Here is a 14,283-nt window from a genome sequence, read left to right as displayed (position 1 = left end):
TTGGGATATCGCCAAGTGGTAAGGCACCGGGTTTTGATCTCGGCATCCCCAGGTTCGAATCCTGGTATCCCAGCCATTTTAAAGTAAGTAGTAAAAGATTATTGGGATATCGCCAAGTGGTAAGGCACCGGGTTTTGATCTCGGCATCCCCAGGTTCGAATCCTGGTATCCCAGCCATCTTCGGCAATGTAGCTCAGCTGGTTAGAGCACAGCACTCATAATGCTGGGGTCGCAGGTTCAAGTCCCGCCATTGCTACCATATTTAAACGGTAGAATAGAGGGTTACCCTTTTACTACTGAGTTAGAAAGAGCAAGAAACAGTGTTTACTCATGATGTAAATGAGTTTATTCTGGTAAAAATTTGATGCGGGAGTGGTGGAATTGGTAGACACGCCAGATTTAGGTTCTGGTGCCGTAAGGTGTGAGAGTTCAAGTCTCTCTTCCCGTACCATCAAATTTTTCTTCAATATGTACATCTTCCTAGATTAAGTTATACATATCCAAATTTTGGGATATCGCCAAGTGGTAAGGCACCGGGTTTTGATCTCGGCATCCCCAGGTTCGAATCCTGGTATCCCAGCCAAATTTAGCCTCACGGTTAAAGCAAGAGCCCGTCTTATGACGGGCTTTTTGTTGCCTAAAATTTATGATTTATCTTCTCATATTTATTCATTATCACTTATCGATTGAGCCTTATGATTATTTTTGTATGATGGATAAGTTATAGGTTCCAAATTATTACGTTCCAAATTATTACTTTCTAAATTATTACATTCAGAGTCTGCCCGAAATGCCAATCAATCCAATTACTGAGTCAATGTGGCCTGAAATCTATAAACTCCAATCGCAAGTGTATGTGGATATTGAACCAGAGCCGCTCGAAGTCCTTCGGGATAAATGGCAGCATTCTGCTCACTGCTGTTTTGTCTATCAAAATGAAGAGCAAAAGGTCATGGCTTATCTATTGGCTCATGTTTGGGCTAATAAAACGCCTCCTAAGCTCTATCAGACACTTTCTGAGAAAAAGGAGGGTAGTCAGTTGTTTCTACATGATTTAGCGGTATCTGCTCTATTAAAAGGCTCTGGAGTCGGTAAGCAAATGGTTGAGCAGTTAAAATTAATTGCTAAGCAATACAATTACTCACAAATACAACTTGTGGCAATACAAGGCTCAGTCCCTTTTTGGCAAAAAATGGGCTTTGAGATTGATCATGAGCAGGCGGCTAACGCAAGTTATGGCCCTGATGCTAAGATCATGAAACAAGTGCTTTAATCAGTTTTACTTTTTAAGTCTTAAGCAAATAAAAAAAATACGGCCAATTGGCCGTATTGTTAACTGATAAAAATTAATTAATCATTTATCGCTTACTTCTGTCTAGCTGGGTAAGAAGTCGATCGCCCAAATGGTTGTCATTGTTGCAACATCTTCTGCAGGGAAGGTGATTGAACGTAACACAACCTTTAGTTGGCGCTCTAATTTGGCATTGTTAAGCTGGCTTGATTGAATATCAACCCGACTAATGCTGCCATTAGGCAGGATCTCAATCTCAAACATGACTTTACCTTTGAGGAAAGGGTCTTTACGCAGAGCTCGATTATACAAGGCATATAAACGTGCTTTGTTCGCCTCAAGTGTGCGGCGTAATGCTGCCTCTGAACGTTGGCTTCCCGCAGAAGCCAGTTGCTCTTCCTCGGCAATAGCCCCTTGAGTAGCTAACACTTCCTCTTCTGCCAACCTAATTTGTTGGGTGTTTTTAGTGCTTAAAGCATCTGACGCAACGGTTTGATTGACGGTAGAGGTGGTTAAACTCTCAGTTTGTGTATTGGCCGAAGCTGCTAACATCTTACGTTTGACTTTCACTTCTTGCGCCTGCGTTTGTTCAAGGGCACTTTGAGATGCCGGTTTGATATCAAACGCTTCACGCATTGAAAAAAGCTCATCTTTCATGGCTGCTAGCCCTGAAGTTTGTGCTTTTTCTTTTGCGGCCTCACGGGTCATTGTCGGCTGTACTATTGGTTTTTCAACAGGTTTATCGACAGGTTTCTCTTCAACCTTTTCCGGTTCTTTTTCAAGTTCTGGCTCAGGCTCAGGAATAACCTCTGGCTTTTCAGGCACTGGAAGTTGTTTTTCTTTAAGCATTATTTTCGCTAACTGCGGGGGTAATTGCTCTTTAACTTCTCTTGGCACTTCAACTTGCTCAAGTAAAGGCACACCGATGCCGAACACAGCGTAAATCACCAGTAGTAACACTAAGATCTGTTTAAATAACCTATCTTGTTTACTGGGCTTAAATAAATCACCTATGTCGTTAAAGCTATTACCATTTGGGCTACTGCCATTAAACGAATGGGATAAGCTTGCTGCTGTCATGCTAACCCTCCTCAGCCGTTTTACTGGCTTGGCGCTCAACGGCTAATGACATATTTCTATATCCCGTTTCAGCACAAGCAGCCATAATTTGCTTTAACGCCATATAAGGTGTGCTGCTATCGCCAATAATGGTGACGGCACGGCCTTTTTCCTGTTCTGACTCTGTTAACTCAGTACGTTTACTCGCTTGGTATGTAAGCTCAGTAGTCATCGCTTCGATAAACTCAAGGTTTTCTTGTTCACTGAAGTTAGGCTTATCAGCACTATTTTGCCAAACAGCTCGCTCTTGGATAAGCACTGTATCTTCAAGTACTGTGATAACCAGGTTTTCAACTGGCAGTTCTTCAGCAATAGAGACAGGTAACTTTATCTTTTCGATATTTTGTAGAACGCGTACTTCAGATTGATTCACAATCAAGAAGAATACCAAAATCGTAAAGATATCCATCAAGGCAACTAAGTTAAGTTTGCCACCTGATTTAAAGCGCTTATGGTGCTTAGCAAGTCGTTTAGCTCTGGGTGATTGCTTCATGATTTGCCTCCTGTGGTTTCACTTACTTGTGTTTCAGCAAGTGATTCTTCAGGTGCATCGCCTAATGAGATAAGCGGAAACAGTTCAGCATCGACTAGGTTAGCCGCAACCACTGCTTTGTATGAGCGCACGGTATCCATTGCAGTCACAATGGTCTGATAATCGATATCAGATTCAAGCAAAAGCACTATGTCATTTTTATCGATTTCTTGTTGTTGAAAAGTCAGTTTAAGGTCTTGTAAGTACACAGACAAAGCCTTGAAATCATAACCTTGTTCTGTTGTTTCAAAACGTTTAAGTAATATGCCCGCAGGGTAGTTGAGCTCAAGACTTTGCTGAGTAATGACCAGTTCCAATACTTTGGGTTCTTGATCATCTTCAGCTTGTTGAGACTCTGACATAACAGGTAATTGCAGATTTAGTATCCGTACTTGTGAAAATACCAAACTCAGTAATAACACAGGTACGAGCACGATCATCAAATTCATAAATGAAGTGATATCGAGTTCTGCATCTTCGGTATTAGGGCGACGACGGCGTCTCATAATTATTAGCCTCGGTCCGAATCCGCTTGCTTAGAAAATGACAGTGAATTAAGTAATTTAATGCCAGCCATTTCAATTGAATCAACAATAGTCGCAGTTTTAGTTTGCAGTGTTGAGTGAAATAGAATTAGCGGAATAGCGGTAATAAGACCAAATGCAGTGGTGTTCATTGCAACAGAAATACTGGAAGACAGCAGGTTAGCTTTTTCAGCTGGATCTGCACTGGCTACCGCAGAGAACGCGGCAATCAGCCCCATAATGGTACCCAGTAGACCAAGTAGAGTAGCAATATTGGCTAAGGTAGCAATAAATGGCGTGCGCTTTTCAAGTCTCAACATGTACTCCATGATGGTTTCTTCCATGGCGTATTCCACATCTTCACGGCGATTAGCTTGTGAAATTCTGACGATACCAGATTGCAAAACATCAAATACTGGGGCTTTATTATTTTGCGCATGTTGACTGATTGTCGCGACATCACCGCTTTTAAGTGCTTCTTTGATTAACGAGAATGCTTTTTGGTTAGTGCGATGAGCTGAACTGAGATATAACCAGCGTTCGATAGTGATGGCCAAACCGACGACTAATACTAGGGCGATAGGGTAAATGAACGGGCCACCATTTTGTAAAAATGCAATGATATGGTCGGTAAAACTCATGATATTTTCCTTTTTATAGAGTCGAACGAAGTTGTTTTTGACTCGTCCTAAATGTAGTTATTTTTTGTTACTGCTTTTTTGTTACTGCTTCGGGTTAAACTTTTATCTTGGTGAATACACCCTTTATTGTTTTGATGAAGTATTCACACTGAAATCACGTACCTCTTGTTGGAACTTTTTAGGGTTAATCGGTTTGAATTGCGGCAAGATGATTTGCATATTGTTATCTTGTATTGCTACAGGGTTGGTTATGCCTTGCCAAGGCATGATGTAAAGCACTTTGGGTTGCTCTTGCGTGCCGGTCACTTTACTTTCAATTAATACGGGTTTGTTTGCTGTGCTGACGGTTTCAGCGGCATTAAGCTCACCCATGCTAATGACTGATAGCAGCAAGAGTGTCATAACAGCAATAACAACTGCGTTAACACGGTATGTTGTCATCGGGGTTAATGAACTAACCATCTTATCCTTCTCCTTGTTGCAAATTGAGCCCAGCTCGCTGAATTTTTATTTCAACGCCAGCCAACCATCGCTGGGCTTGAACATCATCAGGTTTTAGCAATAAATAGGATTGATAATAACGTCTCGAATCCAATAGTTTTCCTCGGTATAGCTCGAGCAAAATAGCGAGGTTAACTTGTGCTTCTGGATAATTAGGCCAAATAGATAATGCGGTTAAATAATCTTTTTCTGCCTGTTCAAATTGACCTTGCTTTCTTGCTACAAGGGCCTTCAACTGAAAGGCGTAAGGGTTTTTATCGTTAACGGCAATGGCTTGATTTAACAAAGATTCAGCCTGACTAAAGTCACTTTTATTAATGGCGATTAAGGCTTTGTTTACTAATGCACCTGATAGGGTTGGCTGCGCCAAGAGTACCTGATCAAATAATGCATCAGCTTGATCAAATTGCTGTTGTTTCATTAGAGCAAGCGCATCTTGATACTGAGTTAACACCGTTCTAGGTACATTGGCTAAACGTTGCTGTGCTTGCTCAGCATATAAGTTGTAATTGTTGGCTGTTAAGTCATTTAAAGCGCCATTAGTTGCCGTTTGCTTGTTCGAGCTGTTCCCTACAGAGCCATTTGCCACAGAGCTAGCATTGCCATCATCTGTGTTGACCATATCCACCATACTGCTATCTAGGGCATCAATACCGTTAGCTTCGGCGTTTTCACTCGCTTGATCATTCGTCATCGTTGAGCATGCAGACAAGATCATTAGGCTGAAACCTAGTAATAACTTGATGGTGACATGAGCTGAGGAAAGTGTGTTATTCACTTTATTATTCGCTTTATTATTCACTTTATTGTTCACTCGCCTGTTTACTCTCTTACTTAAAGGTTTAGTGAATTGATTCAACGACATCATGTGTCACCTCCTGTTTGTTATATAACGCAGGTGACAGCTCAGTTAAGGTTGCGAAGCTTTTGCTAATCCATTGGTCATATATACCTTGCCAAGCTCGCTCAGTGTTACTGATATGAATTTCAATAGCCTTTTCCTCAAATGGATAGGCGAGCTCTTCAAGCAATATTTCGTACTCTTCCAGCGCTAATTCATTTAGGTCACTAGGGCGCTCAGAGTCCATAACATCAGCCGCTAACTGGCGATACATTTCAGCTAAGTTAAAGGTCGCTTGCGGCACATATTGTGCTCGTTGAAAGTCCAACACTTGCTGGTAATAACCAATAGCTTGTTTCATCGCGTCTTGTTTACGCTTCAAGGTTTTATTTAATGGCGCGGTTAGCTTAATCGCGATAAATGTTTGCTGGTGTGCTTGGGCTAATTCAGAAGCTGCAATAGAGGCAATTTCAATTTCTCGCCCAGCAAAGGTATTCGCTTTAGCTTGCTGCTTGGCGTGGAAGGTTAATATCTGGCGATACCAGTAATATTCCTTATTGGGCTCGTTAGAAACTTGATAAAACTCGCTCATTTTAAGGCGTACTTCTTGTGCTACATCAAAAGGCTCAGGGTAATCTTTAGCGTATGTTCGATAGGTTAAGCGGGCTTTTTCGGTTTCGCCTGCTTTGAGGTAGTACTCCGCAGCAGTATATTGCGCCTCGCGCTTTAGCGCTCCTTTGGGTTCATTGGCAACAATAATCAACAGTTGCTCAGCAGCCAATTCCCATTGTTCTAATGCTTCATATGACTGAGCAAGTTTTGCTGGGATTGATGCACTGAATTGATGTTTAGGGTAACGTTTTTGAAATGGCACCAATACCGTAATGGCTTGTTGCCATTGCTGTTGCGAAAGCAAGATATTCGCTGCTTCAAACTCGCCACTGACTGCATATTTTGATTCAGGCACAGCTTTGCTAATCCGTAATAAATCGACAACAGCAAGTTGCGGATTGTCGTTCTTGTTAGCCTGTGCTTGGAAGTAAATGCTTGATGCTAATAAATCGCGCATTTCAACTCGTGATGTCGCTTGCTGCGCTGTCGGTGTTTGACTGACACTTAAATATTTTAACGCCAGATTATAAGATTGCTCAGCAAGGGCGTATTGGCTTTGCTGATATAACCCGTGAGCATATAACTGAGTCACAAGTTGTACTTGTTTTAATTGAGTTTTAGGCAGCTGTTTACCGTGCTGTACTGGGTTGATAACACTTGATTTATCGAGGGCAATATAAGCCTGAGGTTTTTGTACACTGGCTAATTCATCAGGTGTTTGCCGCGCTACTACCGCTATTTGTTCTGCACTTTTCTCAGAGGGTTGATTAATGACACCGTGAGTCACTAAAACAAATTCGCTGAACTGGGCTAAATCCAGGTAGTTTTTCGATGCAAATGAATATTGGGCGCCGTGAGTTGCAAGCTCTAGAGCGCGTTTATCATCTGGGTAGCTGGCGATAAACTGTTTATCTAAGGCGACTCTCTCTTGGAGAACTACCTGAGTGCTATCCAAATTTGCATTAGCTTGATTTTGCAGCGGTGTTAGGATTTCTCGAATTGTGATTGTGGTTGCATAAGCCGCCTGCTTTTTGAGGGCTATCTGCTCTTGGTTTAGCTGCTTATTTGCTTGGCTTAAGTGATCAGCTTGTTGGTTTGGCTGGTCTGCTTGAACCGATTCATCAATAGAACTGATTTCACCATAAGCGATAGTTTTATAACTGTTAAGTGCTTGTCTAAATTGCTTGGCTTCAAAATTAGCATCAGCAAACAGGTATTCATCAGTGTGAATATCTTTGCTGAGTAAGCTGCTTGCCTGTGGCAGTTTTGCGAGTTGTAAGTAGGTACTTAATGCATTTGCTGCCGCTTTAAAAGCGCTTACTCGGCCAATGCCTGCAGGCTGATTTTGCGCGTTGGCGTAAACTCTGCGGCTATGCTCATCACTAAATGCCAGTAAATGAGGTAGTAACTCTTGTTGATGCTTTGCACTTGCTTGACTCCAAAAAGTGCTATTTAACCCGTATTGGTTAATATAATCATTTTTGAGTTTATGCATTGAAGCAAACTTACCTTGGCGCTGATAAAGCTCAAGTAAAGCCAATGAGTAACGAGCAGACCAAATGTTATCTTGTGCCAAATCGATATAGGCTTGATAGGTCAGCTCTGCATCATGTTGCAGCTCTTGTTTCAGTAAGAATTTTGCTAAGTTATCAAATAGAACATGTTGATAAATAGGTAAGTAACGCGTGTCTTGTTTTGATGTCACCAGCGCAACTAAGGACACGGATTGTTGCTGCTGACTGAGTGAAATACTTAACACTCGCTGCGCATCAATTGCTAGGTTTTGCTCGCGGCTGCTCAAACTGGCAAAGCTGAAATCAGTTGCGGTTAACTCATTTTGCTTTGGTTTATGGTTAGCTAAAATCGTATCGAACACGGATAAAAAGGTACTGTCAGCCTCAGGTAAGCGATTCAGTTTAAACAGTGACCAGCCAGACATATAAATGCTGTTGAGTAAATATTTATCATTGTTATCAGCTGATTGAACCTGTTTATAAGCGCTTATCGCAGCAGGGTAATCTTGCAAGTTGTAATAGATTTCGCCACGCCTAAAGTTAAGCTCTGCCAAATATTGAGTGTTAGGGTAGCGGGATAATAACGATTCCATCTCGATTAAGCTTTCATCTAGCTGGCCTTGTAAATCTAGCGCTTTTGCCAGTTGATACTGCAGATGCTCGTTATCAGCGCGATTAGGGTAGCGCTGTAATAGTGTTTGATACTCAGCGATTAATTTTGCTAGTTGTTGATCGTTTTGCTTGAACTGTTGCAAAGCTTTTTGCTCTGCAGCTAACGGGTTAACCCGCGTATCTTCATCAAGAACTGTGGTTTCAAGCTCACCAAACATTTGCTCTTCAAGATTTTCAGTCTTAATTTGAACCAGACGATATTCAACGTGTGTTCTGACTTCTGGGTTGGGTTCTAATGTCAGTAATTGCTGATAAATTTGCGCAAGTTTTTGGCTTCGCTGCGCTTTTGTCAGAGCAAGTGAGTCCAATGAAACTTGGGGTTGTTGTTTGGCTAAATCAGTTAATGTCGCTCTTTTGGGATTGTTATTAGCTTGAGTATCTAGGGTGCTTTTACAACCGCTGACGCCAGCAATGATCATGCAGCTAACGAGTAGAGATAGCGTTGGTTTTGATGGGGTCATTATAATTCCTCCCCATTTATAACAGGTTGGGACATTTGCTCTAATACAGCCGCCATTTCATGGCGAGAGGCCAGTAATAACTGTTCAAGCTGAATTTGTTGCTCAGAAACAAAGACTGAGATTTTTTGTTGAATTTGAGCTTTGGTTGAGGCTTCAAGTGCTGCGATATTTTGAGTTGTTGTAACCAGTCTCGTTTCTGCTTGAGCTTGGCGCTGCTCAAACGCAGTGGTTTGTTGCTGAGAATTGGCTAACTGAGCAAAGCGTTGTTGCTGCTGACTCACCAGTACGAGTTGTTGGTCGACTTGTTTAAGTAATTTTTTATGTTGCCATAACCTTTGAGGAAATTGCTGTTGTAACTCCCAGTTAAGGACAGCTTTAACGCGGCTTAGTCTTTGTTGATACTCTTCAGTGCTCCGCTGACCACTAATAGCCTTGGTAACGTTTTCACTTTCATTGACGCGTTTAAGCCATGCTTGCTCGGCGTCATTGGCAAAAATATCCGCGTTTTCTTGTGCCTCAGCCTCAGTAATCTTTTGTGCTAACAGCTGTTTTTGATTGGTTAACTGCTGAACCAATTCAGGATACTGGGTTTGGCTTTGTTGTTCGATGATGCGATCTTGACGCTGTTTATTGAGTGTTAAGCTCTCTTTTATCCAGGCATTTTTTTGCTGCTGACGGTCAATATTGCTCGTTAACAGTGATAACTCAGATAAGGTATCGATATCGTGTTTCAGCTCTGGATTTTCTAAGGCTTTTTGCAGCCATTGACTATTAGCTCCCGTTTGAGCGCTTACATTACTGTTTAACAATAATGGCGTTAATTCGGTTTGCTTAATATCAGTATGAAAGCGTGCTAAGTCAGCTAATTGTTCAACATAGAGTTGCTCGGCTTGTTGATAGCTATACAGGCTCTCAGAAAGCGTGTTTTGCTGTTTAATTTGAGCAGAAATGAGTAATGCTGATTGCCAACCGAGCTGAGAGTATTGATAGTCACGTTTTAATAAATCAAGCAATGCCAGTGAAGTGTCATATTGCTTGACCTGCTGAGCTGAAAAGGCAAATAGAAATAGTGCAGACTCAGTGTAAGGACTGTGCTCAGGAAAATCTTGTAATTGATCGAATGCTGCTTGGTATAGACCTTGTTTAACATACATTTGGGCTAACAATAATTGAGCATAATCATTAATGGCTTGCTGCTGGATTTGTTTGTCTGCCTTCAATTCATCAGCTGTCATTATGCTTGTGTCAGTGATTTCTTTATTAACATTTTTACTAGAAACTTGAGCTCGTTGTTGTGGACTCTTTTCGGTAAATAAGCTTTGCCAAAAATTCGTTTCAGTTGCTGCTAAGTTTATGTTTTTAATTCGTAACAGCAGTGTTTCTGCGCGTTGATAATCCTTTGCTTGCATCAATTGCAGTGCTTGGTTAAGCATGACGTAAGCAGATAATGATGACTTTGCAGTTAATTCAGTATCTGCTTGGTTTGGTCCTGCGGCTGATTCATCAAGTATTTTCGCTGAAGGAGTTACAGATGCAGGCCAATATGCCAATTGGTGTAGGATCTGATATTGCTCAGCATATGAAGCAGGCAGTTGAGTGATGTAAGCGATAGTTTGCTGGGCAGCACTGTGTTTACCTTGCTCTATTTGTTGTTCTGACAACTGTAGCAGCGCGATAAGCTTTAGCTCATCAGCAGAGGTGGCGGTTTGATTACCTTGCTTATCTTCGGTTGGTGGCTCAATACCTGCCAACTTATCGTCTGCTTGTTGTTGAATTAATGCTTGCTCGAACGTGGCCAACGTCTCTGTAGCTTGATGATGTAAACCGATGGATACCTGTAAGCCAGCTTCAAACAAATGGCTTTTTGCGGTATCAGCATCAAAGCGCTGTCTGTTTAGGCTAACTTGGCTTAATGCGGCGTTGTAATCACCTTCAAAATAAAAGTATAAGGCTTGGCGATAAAGTTTATTGCGCAGGTTAGCTTGCTGAGCAAGGGTGACATTAGTTGCAGCCGTTGAATGAGCAACTTCAATTGGTTGCTTATTTAGCTCATCAGTTGAGACATCAGTGGGCATATCAGCACTGATAGCTGCAGTTGAAAAACAGCCGCTAACGATAAGCAGTATTATTGCTTTTAGCTGAGGCGTTGCTACTGCATAGCGGCTAAAGTCACGGAAAGTTTGGTTAATATTAACTGGCATAACCGTTATAAAACCCACTCTTCAACTTTCACATCTGCACGATAACTGGATTCATTATCTTCAAGTTTCAATTCCACCATCACGGTTTCATCTGTCTTTTCAAATTGATGAGTCACTGCTCTTTGTACGGTGCGACCTTCTGCATCAACACCGGTAAAAATAGCGGTAAGCTGATGCTGTCCCATTTTCAAATTGCCCATATAGACTTTTTGAATGCCGCCTTTTTCCAGTGCACGACGTTGGCGTTGGGTATATAAAAAACCGGCTACATTTTGCTGATTAATTTTTAGCTCGACACTGTCTAGGGTAAAAAAACGTCCAATATCCACTGACACAAATACAGCTATTTGAGTGCTTGCGGGGAACAATAAGTCTTCTTCAAGAATGAATAAATCACGATTTAATTTAATGACTTGGCTTTTAATATTTTCAAGCTCGCTTGCTACCTGACTCTGACTATCAGCGCTACCATTACCATTAGTAATTGCATTAGCACTCGCGTCATTATCCGCGTTGGCTAACGCGGAACTTGGCTGCATCGCGCTCCAGAAAATGGCTATAAATAGCCCCAAAGTGAGCCATATTTTAAAATTTGTAGATGACTTAACAGTGTTACCCTGCGCTGTACCTTGTCCAGTACCTTGTTCTGTGTTGTTCATATTTCTACCTTGAAAATGGGCTAAATCGCTAACATTACGCAAAATGATTAAAAGTAAACGCTATAAAAAGCGCGGATGACGTTAGCGGAAAAATTGTAAAACGGTTCGTTACCTACGCCACCATCAGCAGTGGGATCTCTAAAGTTGTTGTAGTCGAAGGTGATGTAGTCCCATTGAATACTGGCTTCTGAGCGAGTATCTCCAAAAGATAAGCTTTCAGGCATTAAATAAGTGACACCTAGACCTAAGGTTAAGTCATTAAAGTCACTTAACTCTTTATCGCGGGCTAGGTAGTTTTGTGCATCTTGATAAGGGAATAAGTCACTATAAAATTCAGCTTGAGTTTGCTGGTAGTAACGCACTTTAAATTCAAGTTCTAAGAAGTCACCAATAGGGTGGCGGTATCCGAGTTCGACATCATTAGCATCAATTTCCCAGCTGTCGTTGAAGTAGCGATAATGAAAAAATAACGCCGCGCGATAGGGCAGAAAGTAGCTTGCCGATAATTTGGTTGAAAATGAGTTACGAGTCTCAGGATAGATTTCAGACTGATAGCCAACACCGGATGGGTTAGTTGTATCTATGTAGCGTACCGTACGGTATGGGTTATTGAGGTAACCTTCGTCAGCAATGGCTTCAAAGTTAAGTTGCGCGGTTAAGTTGCGAGTTAAAATTTGACTTATGCCTGCGCGAATACGGTACTGCTGGCTTTGTTCTTCAAATTGGTCATCGCCATTGCGGCGTATTTCATTATCACCATATGACACACCAAGACTTAAGTTGGTTAAATCACCAAAGGTATCTTGAGATACATTAACGCTAAAGGATTGTGCGAGGTAATCGTCTTCATCACTCTGGCGGGCATTAAAGGTCATTAAGGTCTTATCGTTGAGGTATTCTACCCCGACTTGGCCTTCATGGCGCTTTTCGCTATATGGACTTGCTGTACTGAGCACATCTACAGAGGCCGAAGAAATGCTATCGAGGTAGTAGTAGCCAGTAAACGCCAATGATTCTGAGGTCTTTTTTCGAAGCAATACCGAAGGACCGTCAATTTTCATCCCGCCGCCTTCATAGCTGTGATAAAGCACATCAGCGCGATCAGGCTCTAGCACTGCTGCTAGGCTGAGTGGCGAGCAGATAATTAATCCTGTTGTGGCTGTCTTTAATAAGCACTTGAGCATCTTAGTTACAACCACAGCCACCGCCTCCAGTTCCTTCTGCTCCGCGAGCAGACTCACGGGCCTCCAATACATGCGCTACGTGCATATTAGCAATGGGATGCCTACCAAATCGCATAATAGGATCGGCAAGGTTTTGGCGTTCATAAGGTTTTACCCAAGGTTCTATGTCTAAACTTGAGCAGCCCGATAGTATCAATAGTGACGACAGGGCCGTTATGAGGATGAGCATTTTTTTGATTGGATTCATCATAGGGTTACTCTCTGATCAGCTTTTTAATCGCAGCGGCGTATTTTTTCTCGTAACCGTCTTGATAACCTAAGAACACATATCGCACTTTGCCGTCGCGATCGACAATCACAGTCGTTGGCATGGCTTTTACATCGTAGGTCTCAGATAGGCTGTTTGTTTCGTCAAAAAAGATGTCAAAACTTAAATTAAGGTCGGCTAGAAAGTCTTTACCTGCTTGGTTTTCTTGCTCAACATTGACGCCCCAAACGGCAACGCCTAAATCTCGATATTTGTCTTCAAGCTTTTGCAGTACAGGCATCTCTTTTCTACAAGGTCCACACCAAGATGCCCAGAAGTTAATCAGGATGATATTGCCGCGCTGCTCAGAGAGTTTAAGGTTCTCACCTTGCATATTTTTTAAGGTGAAATCTGGTGCCATATCGCCTTCTGATAACGCATTGGCTTGAATCGATACACTTAAAGTAAATAGGGTAAACAGGGCAATGAACCCACGCTTAAATAACATCATTGATAATCCTTTATTTCTTATTATTTAATTTTTGTTTAACTCTTTTTCGAGCTAGGTTGTGACCAACGGCTATAGATTAAAAATAAACAGCAATACCAGTAGAAAAGGTTAAATTGTGCGTCGTTTTTGATGAGCCTGTTATTTGAGTGTCAAAGATGTAGTCACTCATCGCCAGATCCCATGCAACCCAGTCATTGAGAAAAACACGGTAGTTAGCGGTTAAGTTCACCGTAAATTGTTCATCACCGGCAAACTCAGTGTTACCACCACCGACTTCAAAGGAGAACACACTGTTAAAGACTAAATCTTCACTGAAAAATATTTCACCAGGTAGAAGGTTATAACCAATATTGAGACCGTAGTAGGTCATTTCGCGCTCTTCATCTGTCAGTAAAGGTGCGGTGTTAGCAAGCTTTTCAAAACTGGTATATCCGCCTTCGGCGACTGCATATCTGGCTTTGACATAAAAGTGTTCACTGATGTGATACCCCAGATGTGCACTAATCCAAGGGCTATTTTCAAAGTCCTCAATTGACATCAAGCCACCTTGAATACCGACCTCGAAATTTTCGGTATCCAATACATCATCGAGTACTTCGCGGCGCTCAACATCGGCTTTAACTCCGACGGTATTTGATTGGCTAGTTTCAGCTGAAAGTGCAATGGCGCTATAGCCCATGCCTAAAGTGACGATACTTAGTGTTAAACAAGATTTAATTGCGTTTTTTACCATGGTATTAATGCTTATTTTTGTTGTTATCGCTGTTTTCATC

Annotated in this window: 14 protein-coding genes and 5 tRNA genes; 6 read left to right on the top strand and 13 right to left on the bottom strand. The window is 41.7% G+C overall.

Translation table 11 applies throughout. The features are described 5' to 3' along the window. The first annotated feature begins 1 nt into the window (after position 1). The 6 genes from Q4600_RS02325 to Q4600_RS02300 all read left to right on the top strand — a co-directional run bounded on the left by Q4600_RS02325 (position 2) and on the right by Q4600_RS02300 (position 1,273). Positions 2-76 (top strand) — tRNA-Gln (locus Q4600_RS02325). 26 nt (positions 77-102) lie between these two features. Further along, positions 103-177, top strand: a tRNA-Gln gene (locus Q4600_RS02320). A gap of 5 nt (positions 178-182) precedes the next feature. Further along, positions 183-259: transfer RNA gene (locus Q4600_RS02315), tRNA-Met, on the top strand. 107 nt (positions 260-366) lie between these two features. Beyond that, positions 367-451 (top strand) — tRNA-Leu (locus Q4600_RS02310). Positions 452-508: 57 nt separating this feature from the next. Next, a tRNA-Gln gene (locus tag Q4600_RS02305) sits at positions 509-583 on the top strand. A gap of 207 nt (positions 584-790) precedes the next feature. Continuing rightward, the gene (locus Q4600_RS02300) at positions 791-1,273 is read left to right on the top strand and encodes a GNAT family N-acetyltransferase (protein ID WP_229370628.1); all 483 of its coding nucleotides are present in this window, start codon (positions 791-793) and stop codon (positions 1,271-1,273) included. Between the two features lie 102 nt (positions 1,274-1,375). Here Q4600_RS02300 and Q4600_RS02295 read toward each other — a convergent pair whose 3' ends face one another. The 13 genes from Q4600_RS02295 to Q4600_RS02235 all read right to left on the bottom strand — a co-directional run bounded on the left by Q4600_RS02295 (position 1,376) and on the right by Q4600_RS02235 (position 14,243). Continuing rightward, complete coding sequence (locus Q4600_RS02295; RefSeq protein ID WP_303518410.1) at positions 1,376-2,371, bottom strand: AgmX/PglI C-terminal domain-containing protein; 996 nt, start codon at positions 2,369-2,371, stop codon at positions 1,376-1,378. Position 2,372: 1 nt separating this feature from the next. Beyond that, on the bottom strand, positions 2,373-2,903 hold the full coding sequence (locus Q4600_RS02290) for a biopolymer transporter ExbD (protein ID WP_229370627.1): 531 nt from the start codon (positions 2,901-2,903) through the stop codon (positions 2,373-2,375). Further along, on the bottom strand, positions 2,900-3,448 hold the full coding sequence (locus tag Q4600_RS02285) for a biopolymer transporter ExbD (RefSeq protein ID WP_102438965.1): 549 nt from the start codon (positions 3,446-3,448) through the stop codon (positions 2,900-2,902). Before Q4600_RS02285 ends, Q4600_RS02290 begins: the two co-directional genes overlap by 4 nt. Positions 3,449-3,453: 5 nt before the next feature. Then, positions 3,454-4,107 carry a MotA/TolQ/ExbB proton channel family protein gene (locus Q4600_RS02280; RefSeq protein WP_102438963.1) on the bottom strand — a complete coding sequence of 218 codons (654 nt, stop codon included), beginning with the start codon at positions 4,105-4,107 and terminating at the stop codon, positions 3,454-3,456. A gap of 123 nt (positions 4,108-4,230) precedes the next feature. After that, positions 4,231-4,569 carry a hypothetical protein gene (locus Q4600_RS02275; RefSeq protein WP_102528069.1) on the bottom strand — a complete coding sequence of 113 codons (339 nt, stop codon included), beginning with the start codon at positions 4,567-4,569 and terminating at the stop codon, positions 4,231-4,233. Position 4,570: 1 nt separating this feature from the next. Further along, entirely contained in the window at positions 4,571-5,476 is a 906-nt protein-coding gene (locus Q4600_RS02270; protein ID WP_303518405.1) for a tetratricopeptide repeat protein, read from the bottom strand. Further along, entirely contained in the window at positions 5,451-8,708 is a 3,258-nt protein-coding gene (locus Q4600_RS02265) for a tetratricopeptide repeat protein (protein WP_303518403.1), read from the bottom strand. Before Q4600_RS02265 ends, Q4600_RS02270 begins: the two co-directional genes overlap by 26 nt. Beyond that, positions 8,708-10,909 carry a CDC27 family protein gene (locus tag Q4600_RS02260; RefSeq protein ID WP_303518400.1) on the bottom strand — a complete coding sequence of 734 codons (2,202 nt, stop codon included), beginning with the start codon at positions 10,907-10,909 and terminating at the stop codon, positions 8,708-8,710. The genes Q4600_RS02265 and Q4600_RS02260 overlap by 1 nt, the downstream gene beginning before the upstream one ends. 5 nt (positions 10,910-10,914) lie before the next feature. Beyond that, positions 10,915-11,568 carry an AraC family transcriptional regulator gene (locus Q4600_RS02255; protein WP_303518396.1) on the bottom strand — a complete coding sequence of 218 codons (654 nt, stop codon included), beginning with the start codon at positions 11,566-11,568 and terminating at the stop codon, positions 10,915-10,917. Positions 11,569-11,615: 47 nt separating this feature from the next. Further along, positions 11,616-12,809: a DUF3570 domain-containing protein gene (locus Q4600_RS02250; RefSeq protein WP_303518395.1), complete on the bottom strand. Its 1,194-nt coding sequence runs from the start codon at positions 12,807-12,809 to the stop codon at positions 11,616-11,618. Continuing rightward, on the bottom strand, positions 12,754-12,981 hold the full coding sequence (locus Q4600_RS02245) for a DUF4266 domain-containing protein (protein ID WP_368501614.1): 228 nt from the start codon (positions 12,979-12,981) through the stop codon (positions 12,754-12,756). The genes Q4600_RS02250 and Q4600_RS02245 overlap by 56 nt, the downstream gene beginning before the upstream one ends. A 25-nt stretch (positions 12,982-13,006) precedes the next feature. Next, entirely contained in the window at positions 13,007-13,510 is a 504-nt protein-coding gene (locus Q4600_RS02240; protein ID WP_102528065.1) for a TlpA disulfide reductase family protein, read from the bottom strand. 76 nt (positions 13,511-13,586) lie between these two features. Continuing rightward, positions 13,587-14,243 (bottom strand): outer membrane beta-barrel domain-containing protein, encoded by a 657-nt coding sequence (locus Q4600_RS02235; protein WP_303524344.1) that lies wholly within the window; start codon positions 14,241-14,243, stop codon positions 13,587-13,589. Positions 14,244-14,283 lie beyond the last annotated feature (40 nt).

This window comes from Shewanella sp. 2_MG-2023, from assembly GCF_030548905.1.
In the GTDB taxonomy this organism is placed as follows: Bacteria; Pseudomonadota; Gammaproteobacteria; order Enterobacterales; family Shewanellaceae; genus Shewanella; species Shewanella electrodiphila.
The sequence above is the reverse complement of the archived record's forward strand: the minus strand, read 5'-3'. Positions and strand labels throughout refer to the sequence as shown.

Coding starts and splice junctions, on each gene's coding strand:
- Q4600_RS02300 (WP_229370628.1), top strand. CDS start 791: ATGCCAATCAATCCAATTACTGAGTCAATGTGGCCTGAAATCTATAAA.
- Q4600_RS02295 (WP_303518410.1), bottom strand. CDS start 2,371: ATGACAGCAGCAAGCTTATCCCATTCGTTTAATGGCAGTAGCCCAAAT.
- Q4600_RS02290 (WP_229370627.1), bottom strand. CDS start 2,903: ATGAAGCAATCACCCAGAGCTAAACGACTTGCTAAGCACCATAAGCGC.
- Q4600_RS02285 (WP_102438965.1), bottom strand. CDS start 3,448: ATGAGACGCCGTCGTCGCCCTAATACCGAAGATGCAGAACTCGATATC.
- Q4600_RS02280 (WP_102438963.1), bottom strand. CDS start 4,107: ATGAGTTTTACCGACCATATCATTGCATTTTTACAAAATGGTGGCCCG.
- Q4600_RS02275 (WP_102528069.1), bottom strand. CDS start 4,569: ATGGTTAGTTCATTAACCCCGATGACAACATACCGTGTTAACGCAGTT.
- Q4600_RS02270 (WP_303518405.1), bottom strand. CDS start 5,476: ATGATGTCGTTGAATCAATTCACTAAACCTTTAAGTAAGAGAGTAAAC.
- Q4600_RS02265 (WP_303518403.1), bottom strand. CDS start 8,708: ATGACCCCATCAAAACCAACGCTATCTCTACTCGTTAGCTGCATGATC.
- Q4600_RS02260 (WP_303518400.1), bottom strand. CDS start 10,909: ATGCCAGTTAATATTAACCAAACTTTCCGTGACTTTAGCCGCTATGCA.
- Q4600_RS02255 (WP_303518396.1), bottom strand. CDS start 11,568: ATGAACAACACAGAACAAGGTACTGGACAAGGTACAGCGCAGGGTAAC.
- Q4600_RS02245 (WP_368501614.1), bottom strand. CDS start 12,981: ATGCTCATCCTCATAACGGCCCTGTCGTCACTATTGATACTATCGGGC.
- Q4600_RS02240 (WP_102528065.1), bottom strand. CDS start 13,510: ATGATGTTATTTAAGCGTGGGTTCATTGCCCTGTTTACCCTATTTACT.
- Q4600_RS02235 (WP_303524344.1), bottom strand. CDS start 14,243: ATGGTAAAAAACGCAATTAAATCTTGTTTAACACTAAGTATCGTCACT.